This is a genomic window from Mesorhizobium sp. (assembly GCF_004963255.1).
GTDB lineage: Bacteria > Pseudomonadota > Alphaproteobacteria > Rhizobiales > Rhizobiaceae > Mesorhizobium.
This window is the reverse complement of sequence record NZ_SUGA01000013.1, coordinates 21,763-38,527: the sequence shown is the minus strand read 5'-3', so window position 1 is coordinate 38,527 and position 16,765 is coordinate 21,763. Positions and strand designations below refer to the sequence as shown.

Here is a 16,765-nt window from a genome sequence, read left to right as displayed (position 1 = left end):
GCCGAGCGGTCGCCTGGGCCACGTAGCGCTATTGCGCTGCCGCGCTTTCCATCTCGTTGTTGAACCGGACCTCGATGGTGTCTCCCGGCGCTACCGCGGTGTCCTCGTCCGATGCTTGCTTGCGCCATTGTCCATCGACGTTTCGGACGATCGTCATTTGAGCTCGAACGGTTTCGCCGGCGATCGACAAAGGTGCGGCGGTCGCACCCAAGGGCTGGAGTTTCTGGCTTGCGGCGCGCAGTCGGGTGCCGATATCGGCGAGGCGAACCTCCGTATCTCGCAACTCGTTTAACAGACCGATGCGCCTTTGGTTCTCGTTGCGTTCGATTTGCCTGACAAAATCTTCCTGCTGGCGCTGGGTTCGCATCAGTTCCACCGAGGTTTCCAGCGCACGGGTTGACGAAAGCAGGACAGCGCGACGGACATCGGCAAGTCTGTTGTTAGTGAGGTTGCCAGCCTTGAACGCCTTGGTGACCTGCTGCAAATCGTCTTCATCGGCCTTCACTCCGGCCGCTTCATCCTGTGCGCGCTTCGTCAGCGTTTCGATCTGGGCTGCAGCATCGTTCGCGCCCTTTTCGATAAAGCTCTGTTCTTGTTTGAAATTGTTCAAGGAGAGCTTCAACGCTTCCGCTTCAGCCTTCGCTAATCCTGCTGCGAGCGCCGGGGCAAGGGGCGATCCCTGTGGCGGCTGGGTGTCGAAGTTTTCCTGCTTATCCAGTTCGGCGCGCAGGCGGGCGCTGTGAAAATATTCCCTAGTGTATTCGCCCCAGATCATCTCGTAATCACGTCGCAGATCGATTGGGTCCGGGCCTGCCTGGTTGGTGCGCGCCCGCAATAGGCTGAACCCGCCGGCGACCGCGATTGCCTGTCGCACCGTCATCAGCGGACGATAGGCCTGCTGTCCGGGGGTGAGCACGTCGCCCGTAACATAGATGGGACGATACTCGGCGATTGTCGCTGTCACGTCGCTCGGCCTTACGACCGCCATCTGTTCGCGACCGTCCGGCGCGCGGACGTGAAAGATCTTGGTCGGCAGGATCGTTTGCATTCGGCTTTGCAATTCTGGCCGCGTCAGGCCGCCGACGGAAACCGCGCCGACTTCAGGCAGCACGATCGTGCCGTCCACCTGGACGACCGCGCGTTGGGTCCGGTCGGCAATGGAAGCAATTCCGATCTCGACCGTGTCGCCGGGCGAAATCCGATAGAGGGACGACGTGTCGGCCGCCACGGCCAACGACGCCGTGCCCAAAACCGCGAGAACCGCAACGGAGAACCGGCTATGGCTGGCCATTTGAAGCGACCTCCTTCGGAATTCGACATTCGCTTGAATCGAAGCATGCGACTTATCGCGTTGCGTGTCGCCGGACATGCCGCATGCATTTGGCGCCAATGATGCAGTACAGCCTTTTGCGTGCTGTACGAGATTAATGGAACTCGTCGGCGCGATGGCCGGCTTGGGCGACGCAAAGGAATAAGCGCGTACCTTCGGCGACTGCACGCAGCCCACGGGCCGAGGGCGCTGCAGGCAACGAGGCAGTGCGACAGGAAGAGTGGTCAGCTTCACGTCATGTAGCCCATTTCATGGCGCACCAGCCCACGGTTGAGACGCGCCCGCCACCACGCAATGGTTCGTTTCAGGCCCTCGCGCAGGTCCGTGTGCGCCCTCCACCCGGTCGCGCGCTCAAGCCGGGACGAATCCGCCAGCAGCGCGCGAACCTCGGAATTTTGCGGGCGCAGCCGGCTCTCGTCGCGGCGCACAGGCTTGTTGGAGCCGCTCAGTTCCAACACCAGATCGAGCACGTCCGAAATGGTCACGGCACGCTGGCTTCCGGCGTTGTAGGGATGGCCGAATTCGAGGTCAGCCGAACCGGCGCTAAGAAACGCCGCGGCAGTGTCTTCGACAAAGGTCAGGTCACGGATCGGACTTGTGTCGCCCACCATGATGGCCGGGCAGTTCGCATCGATCGCTTGCCTGATGAGGGTGGGAACGATCGCACGCTCGCTTTGCCGAGGGCCGAAGGCATTGAATGGACGAAGCATCACGACCGGTACGTCGAAGGAGCGCGCGTACGACTCGGCCATCATATCGGCTCCGATCTTCGAAGCTGAATATGGCGACTGCCCCTGCAGCGGATGGGATTCACTGATCGGCATCGTCAATGCGGTGCCGTAAACCTCACTGGTGGATGTATGCACCACACGCTCGGTATCCCACTGGCGTGCCGCTTCCAGGACATTCACGGTGCCCATGATGTTGGTCTCAACATAGGATTGGGCGGCCGCATAGGAATACGGGATAGCGATCAACGCGGCGAGATGGAACACGACGGACTGGCCGCGGACGATCCGATTCAAGAACGCGCTGTCGCGAACATCGCCGCGAACCAGCTTGAGGTGGTTGCGGATCTCGTCCGGGAGATCATCGAGCCATCCATGGCTGTCGAAGGAATTGTAAAGAGCCAAGGCAGTTACATCGGCTCCGCCGCGGACCAGAGCCTCAGTCAGGTGCGATCCGATGAATCCATCCGCTCCGGTCACCAGAACTCTTTTGCCTTTGTAGTTCATAATCGAACAATCCCTGCAGCACCTTGATTCGAAAGGCCAAAATCGTGACTACGTATCGCTTGGACGCCTCGCAGTCATCCCAAGGACAATGAAAACTCCTCGAACGATCATTGCTGCATCCGACACAAGTGTCCGGCGCGCATAGTAGGAAAGATCAATCCTGGCTTTGGCCGGAAACAGCACTTCTTTGTAGAAGGTTGTTGGCTCGACATCTCGGGGATAGAAGAGCGCCTCGTGGCGGAACTTGATCTGGGCGGGACCGAACAAGCCCGGCTTGTATTGCAGCACGGCTTCGTAGCCGTCCCTGAAGCAGTCGGCGAACGACAAGCTCTCCGGACGAGGGCCGACCAGGGCCATTTCGCCCTTCAGTACATTCCACAGCTGCGGCAGTTCATCCATCTTGCTGGAAGCGAGAAACCTGCCGACCCTTGTCATGCGCTGGTCATTGGCAAGGGTCAATGCGAGGCCCGCTGCATCGCACCGCGGATAGAATTTTCTAAACTTGTACATTCGAAAGAGCTGGCCGCCCACGCCTATGCGGGTCTGAACAAAGATCACCGGCCGCCCACCTTCCAGCAGCAGAGCCACCGCAACAAGCAGCATCAGCGGCGAGAACACGACGAGGCACGAAATTGCCGCGATGACATCCATGGCGCGCCGGGCAAGCCCGTGGTGTACCGATCTCGTGGTGAGGCGATGAATGGGCAGGTCCATCGCGTTCATGCAGCGGCCCCTTCACGCGTGCTCCTGGCGACTGTCGAGGCCAACGCATCCACCACGGCTTCCACGACTGGTGATGTGATCTGGGGATGCAGAGGGATGGTGAGCTCGCGTTCGGCAAAGTCTTCCGTGCACGGCAAGTGGACGCCTGGGCAACGTTCGCGGTAGAGCGTCATTTGGTGCACGGGGGAGTAGTGGATCGTGGTCTGTATGCCTTGCGCGCGCAGCCCGTCGATCACATCTTGCCGGTTGACGTAGGCTGGCAAGAGAATTGGCATGATGTGGTATGCTGACGTGCGGGGCTCGCTGAACGGTATAGAAATGTCCGGGCACCGCGTGGCGATGAGACGGCGGTAGAGCGCAACAAGAATGCGCCTGACGTCGTTCCACTCCTGCAGATTGCGCAACTGAACCAGGCCCAGCGCGGCCCGCATCTCGTCCATGCGGTAGTTGAAGCCCAACATCGTGACGTCGTATTGTGGGGTGCGACTGTTCAGTCTCTGATGGGTCCCCGTGGTCATGCCGTGGCCGCGGGCTTGGCGGATGGCGTCGAGTAGATCCGGATCCCTTGAGATGACCGCGCCGCCTTCAGCGGTGGTCATGTTCTTGTTGCCGTAGAAGCTGAAGGCCGCCCCGGCGCCGAAAGTGCCAACTTCCTTGAGGCCGGGTGCGTGCGCTGCATCCTCCACGATGCAGAGGCCGCGCACGCTTGCGAATGCCTGCCAGTCTTCCTTGTGGGCCAGATAGCCTGCGAAGTGGACCAGAATCACGGCTCTCGTGCGAGGCGTACATCGGGCCTCTGCGTCGGCGACTGACATGAGAGGAACGTCATCCGACTCTATGTCCACAAAAACCGGGGTGGCGCCGACATAGAGCACGGCGTTCACCGTCGCCACGAAAGTCAACGAAGGAACCAGCACCTCGTCGCCGGGTCCAATGCCAAGTGCGTGCAGGATGAGGTGAAGGGCTGCAGTGCACGAGTTGACGGCAACGCAATCATCGGCGCCATGCATCGCCGCGAATGCCTCTTCAAACGCCCGGACCCGCTCGCCCATTGTCAGCCAGCCGCTGTCGATCACTTTCGATAAGGCAGCCTTTTCCGGCACGCCCAATACGGGCTCACTGACCAGGAGCATCACAACCTCCGCTGAACTCGCCTGGTTCTAGACAGCTTCATGCTGCCGCGACCTCAATTGACGCCGACTGCTCCTCCCAAGAAGTAGCCTGCGCCTTCTGGAAGTCCTCGACGCGACCGATGTCTAGCCAAAGACCGTCGTGCTTAAAGACATGGACGGGCTTGCCGCTCTGGAGCATCTGCAGCATTAGATCGTCGAATCCAAAAGGTATTCCTGACGGGATAAACTGCATGACGCCCGGATCCATGCAGTATATCCCCATACTCACCAAGTGTGAGAGTGACGGTTTCTCGCGAAAGACCTGGACGGTATCATTGACTTCGTCAATAACTCCGAAATCCATCTTGGTGATGCGCGAGGCAGTCGCGATGGTTACGAGGTCGTTGTGTGCCTTATGCGCTGCCACGAAGCGGCTGAGGCTCAAGTCGGTAAGCACGTCGCCGTTGAGAACAAGAAACGGCTCATCCAACTCGTCCCTAATCAGGGACAGCGGCCCGATCGTCCCCAACGGCTCCATCTCCTGCGTGTAGCGGATCTTGATATTCCATTGCGAGCCGTCGCCGCACACGCTGCGGATCAGATGTCCAAGATAGCCGGTCGTGACATAGACATTCTCGATGCCGTTGCGCCGTAGCCATTTAAGCAGCAATTCGAGCACTGGCCGGGCGCCGATCGGCATGAGAGGTTTCGGCAGCACCGAGGTGAACGGCCGAAGCCTGGTGCCCATTCCGCCGCATTGAATAACCGCTTTCATACGATCCTCCCGCACAAATGACCGACACGGCCAGTGACCAGAGTTTTGTCGATGACCAACCTCTACGGACCTGGTCCCCGACCTCCTGCGAGAAAATTAGTCCTCTGACAGCGGGCTGTCGTCGTGCGTTCGAATGGCGATCTGTTCGTTGCCAATACGGATCATGCGCCGGCAAATCGAGGCCGAACATCGTCAGGTCGTGTCAGGGCGATCTCCTTGACGTGTCCTGCGGTCACCTTTGCGATGACCTTCTCGAAATTGTGAGGGTCGTCGCCGTTTACTTGTATCAGGGGCCAGCCCTCCCGGTTCAAGCACTCGCCGACCTGCCTTGCCAAGTCAGCCTGCCTCAGTCCCCTTTCCACCCCAAGTTCGAACAGCAACACCTCGAGAAATGGTTGCCGCGCATATCGATCCATAAGGCGGCGGCGCAGAGTTTCTTGCGACGCATCCAATTGAACCAGGATATCCGGCCTCGGCAGGAACGCCAGGGTCTCGCGTATTGCGTCAACGCTGGGATTGCGCGCGAAAACCAGCATCGCGCACAGCGCCTGAATGAGGCCTTCCTCGAAAATAAAGCAGCCCTCGGATTCTTGCGCTTTATGCCAGGACTCGCACAGCAGAGCGATGTCGACCTTCATTCGCCATGACCAGGTGCGGCTTCGAAGAGGGAGGGACGCCAGGAGACGCGCCGCGACACTGTCGTTCGGCAAGGTGGACAGCAGGATGGGACCGCAAGTCGCGATCTTCCGGCCGATCCTGCCTATCCCGTGGCGCGTTTCGGGGACGTCTTGCGATGCCGACGCTTGTTCAATGAGCCGATAGCCGTTCACGGTCTTTACGCTAACGCCTCGCTCAGCCATGCCATGACAGACGCGGCGTAGAAGTGTCGTCTTGCCCGCGCCAGGCGGCCCGAATAGTTCGATGATCATGTCCGTGTGCGCGCCCCTGACAATCCGGTCAGCTTTTCGCGGAGCCTTAGGTAGAATCCGGACCACGCCAACATTCGTTTGGATGATTGCGGTTCCTCGCGAGACCTTTGAAGTCATCGAACTGGGTCCCTTCGTGCCGGACTTGCACAGTCGGCCGAAGAGTCGGCGGGCGGTCATGAAGGGCATGAACCCACCTGCTGATGCCGTCGTACGTTCAGACGATGCGGGCCCTTCAAAGACGGGTTAGACAGAAGCCGCCTGGCAAACAGTCGAGCGCAGGAGCCGCATGCACATGCAATCCGCCTCAGCCCCCTCTCCTCCTGGCCACGCGCTCTCACATGACTACCGCCTAAGCCATGCTGCCCAAGGCTGCGGCGCCAGATACGCCACTACGTTTCAATCTGGCTATTACGGTGCGCTTTGGGAAAAAATTGAGAGACCCATCGTTGAGGAGATATTTCGCTCTGCAGGGGGGCCAGATCGTCATTGCCTCGACTTTGCCTGTGGTACTGGCCGAATCACAAATGTGGCCGCGAGATATTTTGGAAAGGTCGTTGGGGTCGATGTGTCAGAACCTATGCTTGCAGGCGCGACGCCCTGCAGCAATGTGCGCCTTTGCCTCATCGACATTACCAATGAGCCGCTAAACCAACGATTCAACGTCGCTTCGGCTTTTCGGTTCTTTTTGAACGCAGACGACGATCTAAGACGCCAGGCGCTGCGTGCGCTTCGAGAGCATCTGGTTGAAGGTGGCCAGCTTGTCTGCAATATTCACCTCAACGCAACCTCGCCGGCCGGGGTGGCCTCAAGGCTTCTCAACACGGTTGTCGGACGCACCAAATACAACACGCTAAGACTTGATCGCATGGAACAGCTTCTGGCTGATGCGGGTTTTATCGTCGAGAAAGTCATTCCGTACGGCTTCCTTCCTCGGCCTGGCCGGTTTGCCCCGAGCCTTTGCGAAGCGTTGGTGGAGCCCGCAGAGACAATGAGCAGGGCGCTTCAGATTCCTGCGCGACTTGCAGAAAGCTTCATCGTCGTGGCCGCAAAGCCCAAGCCATCGCAATGTCCGGTTTGATGTACTCCTCGCACGCCGGCCTTCTTTCGCTTCCTAGCCTGATCCCTCGCAGGACCTGCGCCTTTGGGGGGCAGCCGCTTTCATTGGCGCGCTACAGATAGTCGAGTGCTTCACAGAAGTGCCGCACTTCCGCTCGGCCCCGTGTCGTTCAAAAGGAAGCGTGGCCGGTCTGATGTCCTTTTTCGTTGGCGGCCGGATGGTGGCCACCAGGACGACTGGAATAGGCGCGGGTCTTTGAGCTCGAGCGGCTGCAACCGGCACCTGCAGAATGACAGAAAAACACGGACCGGAGGCAAGCGCCTGGCCCCACCCCGGCATGACCGGGCTCGGCATTACGGCCTCCTCTGCGGCATGGTTAACACAAGGTAGCTTTTGTTCTTGCCGACGAATGCATTAGAGGTGCATAATCAAACCTGCGTTTGCGCATCGTTGGGGATAGACCAACCGTGGGTAGCAGTTCGGTGGCAGCAGTATCGCGCCCGATATCGCTGCGATCGATTGGCATTGAAGCCCCGATGTGCGGAAGTGTGTGTGCGTTGGGGTAATATGTACAAGATTGTCATTGCCGATGATCACGGGCTTTACAGACGTGGCTTAAGGTTGGCGCTGAGCGCTGGCATCGAAGACGCGGAGATACTGGAAGCTACGTGTTTTGACGCGGTTGTTAGCCTTCTGGCCGAGCAGGAGTGCGTCAACCTCGCGATGCTCGATCTGAACATGCCGGGTCTTTTCACCCAGGACGTGCTGGGGGATGTCCTGGTGGCCTACCCGAACACTCGGTTTGCGATAGTTTCCGGCAACGATTCGCGCTCGGAGATTCTGACCGCCCTCAATGTCGGCCTGCACGGCTATATCGTGAAGTCGCAAAGTGATGAGGAAGTCGTGCTGGCTGTGAAGGAAATCCTTTCGGGTCGTATTTATGTACCGGCGCTCCTATCGCGACCAGGCAGTCACCAGCAACCCATCGATGTCCGCTATGGCGGCAGCAACGCCGGCGGTGGCTCTCTTGAAAGGCTCACACCTCGGCAAAAGGATGTGCTGCGGCTGATGGCGGAGGGGTACTCCAACAAGGAAATAGCGCGAGATCTCGATATCGCCGAGGCTACGACGAAGATACATGTTGCGGCAATCATGCGGGAATTGGGGGTTCGAAACCGAACGGAAGCGGCAGTTCTGATAAAGACATGGCTCGGCTCGGTGTAAGCTAGGCTTGAACTTCCTTGGACGACATTCGAAGCGAATATCGGAACCCGTCCTCCCGAACCTGGAACTGCGAGGAATGTCCGACCAGGGGCGTTCCATCAACCCCCAGGACCATTGATCCGAAGCCTTGGCGCGTGATCGGAGCCGCGCGCCGGCGGCCCGTCTCTATCCATTCAAAAACAATGTCGGCGCCAGTCTCGGCTGAGTTGAAATCCCAGCGCACCTCAACCGCGCCCGCAGGGTCGCCCAGCACCCCATGTTTGATCGAATTGGTGGTGAGTTCGTGAATGATCATGGCAAAACTCTCCGCTGCGCCGCCTGAAATCTTGATGTCGGCCCCCGTGATTGTCGCTTTGCCGCCTTGCAAGAATGGCCCTAGTTCCTGACCGACCAGATCACGAATCGTCGATCCACCGGCGCTGTTCGTCAGCAGCATATGCGTCGCCTCGAGCGCCCGAATTCGGTCAATCAGCGTTGCCTTGAATTTGTCGACGTCGCCGTCAGGCGCGCCCAGCATCTTCACTATCGCCGTGATGACGGGAAACAGATTGCTGAACCGGTGGCGCTGCTCCTGCATCAACTTTTCTTGGCGTCTTACCGCGGCTCGCAGCAGCGTGGTTTGGCGGCGCTCTGTCAGGTCTGCGGCGATCCCGATACGCTGGTCACGGCCGCCTTGGTCTTCTTCGCGGCCCCGCAAGGCGACCCAACGGACCTGGCCGTCCCCGCGCTGTATACGAATCTCGACGTCGTAATTGGCTCCCGGCCGCACCTTTCCTGGAGGCGATGCCAGCTTGCCCCAGTCCGCTGGGTGGACGATGGATGACAGATCGGACAGCGGGCGGGACGCGGCCGGGGACAAGCCAAGAATGTCCCAGAACTGACGCGAGCCTGCGATGACGCTTTTGTCGTACTCTATTCGCCAAGTGCCCAGTCGACCGGCCGACAACGCGAGGTCGAGCCATTCGTTTTGGGCTCTAAGCGCCTCCTCGGCCGCTCTGCGTTCGGTTATGTCGTCCACTACCACAAAAAGGCTGTCTGCCGGGATCGCGTCCGAGGCGGAAAGAGAAAGCGTTACCGAGGCCCAGAGCGTGCTGCCGTCGCTTCGGGTCAGGCGAATTTCCGAACCGAACCAGGGCGCTTGGGACCTCAAGGCGTTGAGCGAATTCTCCAGCAGCGCACGATCGTCCTGATGGACAAGCTCATCCAAGCGCTTCCCGACAAGATCATTTTGGCCGTAGCCGAGAAGAACACCGAGGCGTTTGTTCACCCCCAGCAGTTCTCCGCGGTCACTGGCGGTTGCAAAGCCCAGCGCGGCTCGCTCGAAGGCCCGGCGGTAACGCGACTCCGCAGCTTCGACAGCAGCGAGCTTGACGTCCATCGCGGCCCGCAAGCCCTGACGGGATCGATCGAAAAGCATCGCAATCATTCCACCGGAAAGCACGAGCAGGATGGCGCGTGCCAACTCATCGGCAAGAGGCTGATGCTTGATGATCAGTCTTGCGCCAAGCCCGGCGGCGGCCAGCAACAAAGTTGCTGCGGCTGCGATCCTTCGATCTTCAAGGAACGCGATGACAACGATGGCGGGCACAAATTCGAGGAAGGCCAGGTCTGTGCCACCCGCGTGAGAAATGCCAAACTCAAAGAGCAGCGTAGCGACCACAACAGCCGTCGACGCCAAGCGTGTCGGCGACAGAATTTGGACCTCCTCGGCAACCTCCTGCGGACCTAGCTACACCTTTTGGCCTAATCCGTCGAGGTTAGACCGGAGAGCGTGCACGTAGTTCGCTTGCCAGCTTTCCCATCGAACGAAATCGAGGCTTTATTAAGCCGGCTATATCGCCCTTGGGCGAGATAGGGAATAACGACGAGGAGGAACTATCCATGGGTCTGAATAGCGGGCAAAGCGGCATGGGATCGATCGCGGCGCCTGGGGTGGCGCCGGTCCGCTTCGGGGGCAGAGCAGCGACCAACCCCGCTCGACGCGTCCCTCGCACCACGGCAAGGTCAATAACGGGCAGCACATGCGCGCGGCCGTCGCTCGATTCGGCGACCGGCATGCTTGAACGCATGGGGTGCGGGTGGCTTGTGCTGAGTGAGGCAAGAAGAGTACTTGAGTGGAACGCGGCCGCCGAAACCATCCTGCGGGCCTGCGACGAGTCCCTTGATCCGCGCAGCGATCTGACGGCAGCCCTGAGGAGCCTGATAGCTGGCGTGCCGGCTCATTTTGCTGCCGGATCGCTTTCCTGGATCGTCATTCGCAACCCTGGCGATCGGCCGATCATCGTGAGCGAGGAAGGCGCCGTCACTCCTGATGGGTCGATCCTGGTGGCGCTCCTCGATCGCCAGCCGAGGACTGGCCCCAATCCAGAGACCCTACGAAAGATGTTTGGATTGACCGGTGCCGAGACGCATTTGGCATTGCGTTTGGCGAGCGGCGATGCACCCTTGACAATTGCCGAGCGCAGCAGGCTGAGCCGAACCACTATCCGCACCCAACTCGCGTCGCTGTTCGCCAAAACAGAAACGAGGCGTCAGGCGGAATTGGTTGCCCTTTTAGGGCGCATATCTGTGCTGCCGTAGTGTCCAACGGTCCGGCAGCGCTGGTTTTCGCAGTTCGCCGCCAGTTCAGGGATCACCGCCCAGACATGATCTCAATGAGGCTTGGATCGACGCAAAGTCGAGCCTCATTGAGGTAGCTTCTTTTTGCGGATCTGCACGGCATTCACATCGTGAACAGAGCATAAAAGATTTCCGTGCTCACGCCACGGTGAACGACGATGCTGTCAAGGGCAAATGATGCGAAAGGGCGGCAAACTGAATTTGATGTGCACCGCCGATCCCATCGCTGTCGAAATAAAGGGCTCCGGTCGAGCTGTTGTAAATAATGTGATCGGTGCTGTCATGTGCACTCGCGCCCACGTGAAACTGTCCTGCTGCTAGAGGGCCCACATGGAGACCCGTGAAAACGTTGTGGTCGAGCTGGATCTTGTCGTGGATCACACTGAAATCGGCGACCTTGGCGACATCACCGGTCTTGAGCACCGAATCGAAGACGAAAACGTCGTTCCCACCCCCTCCCCGCAAGATGTCGTGCCCGCCGCGGCCGTTGATGACATTGTTGCCTGCGTTGCCAGTTACGGTCTGGGAGAACTCATTCCCCGTCAGGTCGATTGCGGCCGTTCCGGATGGATTGGTTGTTGCGAGACGCTCGATCGCCGATCCAGTCGAGAGTGCATAGGTCACTGATGCAAGCACGGTATCGCGGCCACTACCGGCGAGCTCAACCACCTTGTCGCCAGCGTTGTTGACGTAATAGGTGTCGTTGTATCCGTAGCCAATCATGGTGTCTGCGCCGGTGGTGCCATGAATTACATCCGCACTCCCGGTGCCATTGAACACGTGATGACTGGGCGACGTGACGGTGGATGGAGCGCTGGTCGACGGCGTGGAAATAACCGGAGGCGTTGTGGTGGGCGCAGGCGCATCGCCGGAGTGGTCCAGATTGTCCACGCTTTTGTTGTGCTGAAGGAAAAACGCCTTAAGCGCCGGTGATTGACCAAGCGCGGTGTCGCCCTGTTGAGAGCCCCAAGCATATGCGTAATCGAAGGCAGGTGATGGAACCAGCTTGGCAAAATGGTCTATGATGGTCTGTTCCTGCGCGGCAGTGGGAACGACGTATTTTCCACCTGTGTCGGTATTGTAGTTGCCGCCGCCAAATGCCTGGTAGCCTGGGATCATCTGGCTCACCGGGATGCCCGCCGCCTTGGCGGCAGCGACATAGCGGTCGATCATGTTGTAGTCGATCACGCCGCCGGTGCGCACCGGATAGGCATCCACCCCGAAATAATCGATATGCGTGTTGGCGGGGTTGTATGTGTTCGAAAAGTCGGGGTTCGCAGAGGTGCCCAAACTCATCATCGTTATATAGGTTTTGGTGCCGGGCAGATGGGAGTGGATCCAGTCCGATTCCGCCTTTAGATTTTCAGCACTGGCATAAGTGCCCCATTTGCCGGTGGGGTCCGGCTCATCAACTAGGAAGAAGCCGAACACCTTCGGGTTGCCGATGAAAGGCGTGACCTTCTGGATAAAGGATGCGGTGGTCCCGTTCGTCTCGCCCAGCCAGACCAGTCCCTTCATACCGGCAGGTAGGGCATTGAGCTGGTCGACAGATGATACGTCGGCCAAGTTGAATCCCGCTGTCGCAATGTCGGCGCCCGATCCGCCAGACGTGTAGTGGAGAGTGGCCATGCGCATTTCCTTCAGCTGTTCGACAAAGCCCCTACACCCTACCTATTGGAGGTCTAAATTAGCGCCAAATCAAAAACGGTCGGCTGGTGAGAGATTTCTTGATCGCCCGGCAGGGTGGCGCGCACGTATCGCAGACGGCGGAGCACCAAGCGTTGAAGCGCTACGCATTGAAAGAAGGCCGTACCTGCATCATGTCCGGCAGGTTCTGCTTATCATACCTCAACGGTGATCACCTCATCCTGCCGACACTCCGCATATCAGCCGCGACGTAAAGGTCCTCCCCAGGCATGTGATTATGAGGTCAGTGTGTGCGAGGTCGGCCCTACTTGCTGCGCCGCTGGCGCGAGCCGATAAACCCAAGGCGTCAGGGCGCGGACAATTGGCCTGCGCACCGGCGTTTCGATGAAGCGACAGACAAGAAAGGAGGCAAGCAGGACCCCACCTGACACGACAAGAAAAGCAACATTCTTCCCAACATAGGGAGCGAGCGCATTCAATGAAATATAGCCAATATACTGATGCAAAAGGTATAGTGGATAAGTAAGTCCGCCGAGCATTACAATAAGCTTTGACGGCCTTATGATTCTGCCGAACGACACGGCGCAGACAAATATCCCAAAGACCACTGTATTGGCGACAACGAGATCAGCGGGCGAAAGCGAGACGCCATAGTGCTCCTGCATCCAGGCTTGGGGAAGAACCATGGTCTTGTAGGACAGCAGCAACGCGGCAGCAAAAAGCAGGAGCGCTGCGGGAGAACGTCCCCTTGCAACCAGGTCTTCGGCCAGGATGCCTCCCGCGAAGAAGGGCGCATAATCCGTGATGAAAAGAAGGCGTATCGCCGGGTTTGCGAACACGAGTTCGTTGCCTGCCGCGACGGCCAGCCACATAGCTACGATCAGCAATTTCCAGCGCTGAAAGGCGCCCGCCAACATCAGCATCGCGACCCAGCCATAGAATAGAATTTCGACCATGATCGACCAGTAGACGCCGTCCATGGACTGCCGGCCGAAAATTCGAGCGAACATTGTCAGATTGGCGATATAGGTCGCAGCGTCGGTCGGCAGCCGCTGATCCTTGGCAACAACCAGAAAAAGGAACGTAGCCGTCATGCAGACGAGAAACCCGGGATAAAGCCTAGCGAAGCGCGCGACAGCGAATTCTTGCCAGGTTCGGCCTTCGGCGGACCAGGCAATGACGAACCCGCTGATCAAAAAAAAGAGATTGACCCCGAGGTTGCCATAGATGGCGTAAGGTGCTGCATAAGGGTAGCTGACATCGAGATTTCCAGCGATCGCGCCGCGGAAAAGATAGTGGTAAAGCATCACTGCCAGAGCTGCCATCAACCTGAGCAGGTCGAGCGATGTCATCCGCGAAGTGCCTACCTTGCCAATGGACGCCATAATCAGCTCCCGCCCCGCGCTCGACGATCAGTCGAGCTCCGGGGCTATGCCTTTTCAAGGACGAAGACCTGCTCGCACGACAGGAGCGGAAGGATACTGAACGATCTGACGAGCTTGAGGCCAGCCTGCGAGAAATCTTCCCGGGCGACACTGAAATCGACTGGATGGGGCGCGGAAACTCTGCCCGTGATCGAATTCCGCAGTTTTAGTCGTATTCTCTGAAATCGGGAAGCCAGGCCGTAAGAGACGATGAGGCGGCGACTCGTAACGCGCGCCAGTTCATTGATGATCTTGCGCCTGAGATGCGGCGGAATGAGATGGATCAGTCGAAGGCAGATCACCGTATCGAAGCTTTCATTGGCCATTGGCAACTGCGTTACATCGCATCGTACGAAACCCTGGAACCCAGGTCGGCCCTCATATGCGGTCTTAGCCAAGGCCATCATTTCCATGGAAATGTCAGCAGCCATGACCTGGCAGTTGTGCCGGATAAGCACGTCAGCGAGCTTTCCGGTTCCGCAGGGAATATCCAGTATCTGAGACGGCAGTGGAGAACAGGTCTCCAGCGCCTTGGCGATGCAGTTCTGCTCCCGTCGTGCGATGACGTAGGACGCAAAGGTGGACAGCTTCAGGCGTCCGGCATACCCCGCTAGATATCGCTCCGCAAAACCAAGGTTTTGATATCTGGGTTTGGTCGCGAGTTCGTAGGCCGCGACATCGGCATCGTAATTGACCGGCTCCGCGAGGATTGCTCCTGCAGTCTCACCCGCTTCGTGATCCTCGCTCATTCGCCGGCTCCCATTCAGGCCCGGCCGGAATTTTCTGTCCAATACGTTCATTGAAGCACAGCCTTTGCTTTTTGGCGGCAAGGCATCCTTGCCGATTAAGTCTGCCGACTATGACCCCGGTTCTTGTGGGTTCGGCGTGGTCGAAACTCTTGCGGGCAGGTCGCTCCGACCCAACTTTGTTTGACGGCCCCGTGAGTAAACGCTCGGCCAATCCGGACCGAGATTTTGATATGCAATGTCCATCAAACCCATGCTGACGTGGCCGACAAGATCGACACTTTCGCGGGGGTAAACTTCCAGATGGGTGTGCCCGACGCATCCCCCGAACGGATGACGACTGGCGATCACTTATGGCTACCGTGATGTTGAAGGGCGCTGCCAAATTGGTGTGCCAAGAGGCCGTGCGGGGACAGATCGGAAAGAGAATGCCAGGGCGATCCGGAAGCATAGCTACTGAAGCGCCGCCAGTGGCCTCTCTCGGAAAGCCGGATTCCCCGAGGATGTCCATATTTGGTCCTGCCGAGACCGCGGAATTCGACTTGGCGACTGTCAATGGGACGGCCACTGCCAGCAGCGTTGACCTGGGTGCGAGAACGCCTGGCGACACTCACGGTTTGACCCAACGGCTTTCGCACGCGAGCCTTTGGGCGTTCTTCATTTACATGGCCGGCGCCGCCCTGACCTTCGTCACTCAAGTTGCCATTGCGCGGATGGTCGGACCGGCAAGCTACGGCATCTACGCCTATGTCTTCGCCTGGATCGCGCTATTGTCTTACGGCGCAACGCTTGGCTTCCACGTGGCAGTCATGCGGTTCGTGCCGACCTACCTAACCACCAAGCAGCCTCCGATGGCGCTGGGTTTCATCATGCTAGGTGCAAAGGCCTGCATAGCCGCGGCGCTGGTCATTTCGCTCGTTGGCATCTTGCTTGTCACCCAAGAGGCCGACGAACTCGATCCGGAACTCGCCGGCAGTCTATTAATAGGCATGGCGACGCTCCCCCTGGTCACCGTCTATCTTGCCGGCGGGGGTCTCGTGCGCGCGTTTGAGGCGTTGATATCTGCCCTGCTCCCTGAGCGGATCGTGCGGGACGGACTTGTCCTCACGCTTCTCTGCGGGGCAGCGTATCTGACGTCATGGCGTCTGGACGCCGTGGCGGTGATGTGGATGTTGTTCATTGCCTCCGCCGTTGCGGCATCTATCACAGCTTTTGCCAGCTGGCGTCATTGGCCGGTTGAACTGAATTTCGGGAAGCCGGCCTATGCGTTTCGGGAATGGTGGCCTTCCCTCCTCCCGATAGTGATCATGGTTTTCATCGACACCCTGATGAACCGGACAGCCGTGATGCTGCTTGGATGGGACGGTTATGTAAAGGATGCAGGCATATTCTCGGCCGCAGCGAATATGGCGATGCTCATTGCTCTGCCGCGAGTTGCGGTGAGCAGCGCGTTCGCACCCACGATAGCGCGCCTCTCAGCGCGCAACGACGTGGCGAGGCTCCAGACTGTCTTTGCCAAAGCCACGATTCTGTCTTGCGCGGGGGGGCTGGCGCTGGCGATGCCTCTGCTGATGTTCACCGAGACGATTTTTCACTTGCTTGGCAGCGGATTTTCCTCCGGTGTGGAGCTGACCCGAATTCTCGTGGTCGGACAGTTGATTGGGGTCGCCGCAGGGCCGCAGCAGCAACTTCTGACCATGGCAGGACACGAACGCGCGGCCGCCACGCTCATGGCTGTTTCGGCAGTCATCAACATCTTGGGATGCATAGCGGGCATAGCCCTGGATGGAGTCGTGGGGGCGGCTATCAGCACAAGCGCGATGCTGATTTTTTGGAGCATTTCACAAGCGGTCTACATCCACGTCCGCCTTGGAATTCTGCCTGGCGTGGGATGGACGCTGAAGGCGCGTGTGCGATCTGAACAGAGTGACAAAGTTCTATAAC

14 protein-coding genes are annotated in these 16,765 nt (G+C 58.8%); 4 read left to right on the top strand and 10 right to left on the bottom strand.

Going from position 1 to position 16,765, the window contains the following annotated elements; all coding sequences use genetic code 11:
* Window positions 1-28: 28 nt before the first annotated feature.
* From E5X34_RS15865 to E5X34_RS15840, 6 genes are all read right to left on the bottom strand, one after another.
* The gene (locus tag E5X34_RS15865; RefSeq protein WP_292566378.1) at window positions 29-1,291 is read right to left on the bottom strand and encodes a polysaccharide biosynthesis/export family protein; all 1,263 of its coding nucleotides are present in this window, start codon (window positions 1,289-1,291) and stop codon (window positions 29-31) included.
* Window positions 1,292-1,560: 269 nt separating this feature from the next.
* On the bottom strand, window positions 1,561-2,565 hold the full coding sequence (locus tag E5X34_RS15860; protein ID WP_292566376.1) for an SDR family NAD(P)-dependent oxidoreductase: 1,005 nt from the start codon (window positions 2,563-2,565) through the stop codon (window positions 1,561-1,563).
* 48 nt (window positions 2,566-2,613) lie between these two features.
* The gene (locus E5X34_RS15855; RefSeq protein ID WP_292566373.1) at window positions 2,614-3,288 is read right to left on the bottom strand and encodes a sugar transferase; all 675 of its coding nucleotides are present in this window, start codon (window positions 3,286-3,288) and stop codon (window positions 2,614-2,616) included.
* On the bottom strand, window positions 3,285-4,421 hold the full coding sequence (locus E5X34_RS15850; RefSeq protein ID WP_292566370.1) for a DegT/DnrJ/EryC1/StrS aminotransferase family protein: 1,137 nt from the start codon (window positions 4,419-4,421) through the stop codon (window positions 3,285-3,287). The genes E5X34_RS15855 and E5X34_RS15850 overlap by 4 nt, the downstream gene beginning before the upstream one ends.
* Window positions 4,422-4,458: 37 nt before the next feature.
* A complete protein-coding gene (locus tag E5X34_RS15845) occupies window positions 4,459-5,175 on the bottom strand; it encodes a sugar phosphate nucleotidyltransferase (RefSeq protein WP_126060832.1) in 717 nt (238 codons plus the stop codon).
* A 161-nt stretch (window positions 5,176-5,336) separates the two neighbouring features.
* The gene (locus tag E5X34_RS15840; protein ID WP_292566367.1) at window positions 5,337-6,104 is read right to left on the bottom strand and encodes an AAA family ATPase; all 768 of its coding nucleotides are present in this window, start codon (window positions 6,102-6,104) and stop codon (window positions 5,337-5,339) included.
* Between the two features lie 292 nt (window positions 6,105-6,396).
* Between E5X34_RS15840 and E5X34_RS15835 the strand changes: the two genes are divergently transcribed.
* Window positions 6,397-7,182 carry a class I SAM-dependent methyltransferase gene (locus tag E5X34_RS15835; protein WP_292566364.1) on the top strand — a complete coding sequence of 262 codons (786 nt, stop codon included), beginning with the start codon at window positions 6,397-6,399 and terminating at the stop codon, window positions 7,180-7,182.
* Between the two features lie 546 nt (window positions 7,183-7,728).
* Window positions 7,729-8,385 (top strand): response regulator transcription factor, encoded by a 657-nt coding sequence (locus E5X34_RS15830; protein ID WP_292566361.1) that lies wholly within the window; start codon window positions 7,729-7,731, stop codon window positions 8,383-8,385.
* Window position 8,386: 1 nt separating this feature from the next.
* Here the strand turns inward: E5X34_RS15830 and E5X34_RS15825 are convergent, their stop codons facing one another.
* Complete coding sequence (locus tag E5X34_RS15825; protein ID WP_292566358.1) at window positions 8,387-10,063, bottom strand: sensor histidine kinase; 1,677 nt, start codon at window positions 10,061-10,063, stop codon at window positions 8,387-8,389.
* 377 nt (window positions 10,064-10,440) lie between these two features.
* Here E5X34_RS15825 and E5X34_RS15820 point away from each other — a divergent pair, with 377 nt between their 5' ends.
* Window positions 10,441-10,965 carry a helix-turn-helix transcriptional regulator gene (locus E5X34_RS15820; RefSeq protein WP_292566356.1) on the top strand — a complete coding sequence of 175 codons (525 nt, stop codon included), beginning with the start codon at window positions 10,441-10,443 and terminating at the stop codon, window positions 10,963-10,965.
* 177 nt (window positions 10,966-11,142) lie between these two features.
* Here the strand turns inward: E5X34_RS15820 and E5X34_RS15815 are convergent, their stop codons facing one another.
* The 3 genes from E5X34_RS15815 to E5X34_RS15805 form a co-directional block, all read right to left on the bottom strand.
* Window positions 11,143-12,633, bottom strand: coding sequence for a calcium-binding protein (locus E5X34_RS15815; protein ID WP_292566353.1), 1,491 nt, complete (start codon window positions 12,631-12,633; stop codon window positions 11,143-11,145).
* Window positions 12,634-12,926: 293 nt separating this feature from the next.
* Window positions 12,927-14,036: an acyltransferase gene (locus tag E5X34_RS15810; RefSeq protein ID WP_292566350.1), complete on the bottom strand. Its 1,110-nt coding sequence runs from the start codon at window positions 14,034-14,036 to the stop codon at window positions 12,927-12,929.
* A gap of 44 nt (window positions 14,037-14,080) precedes the next feature.
* Entirely contained in the window at window positions 14,081-14,824 is a 744-nt protein-coding gene (locus E5X34_RS15805; protein ID WP_292566347.1) for a class I SAM-dependent methyltransferase, read from the bottom strand.
* Between the two features lie 500 nt (window positions 14,825-15,324).
* On the opposite strand from E5X34_RS15805, the gene E5X34_RS15800 reads away from it, so the two are divergent.
* Window positions 15,325-16,764: an oligosaccharide flippase family protein gene (locus E5X34_RS15800; protein ID WP_292566345.1), complete on the top strand. Its 1,440-nt coding sequence runs from the start codon at window positions 15,325-15,327 to the stop codon at window positions 16,762-16,764.
* Window position 16,765: the final 1 nt, after the last annotated feature.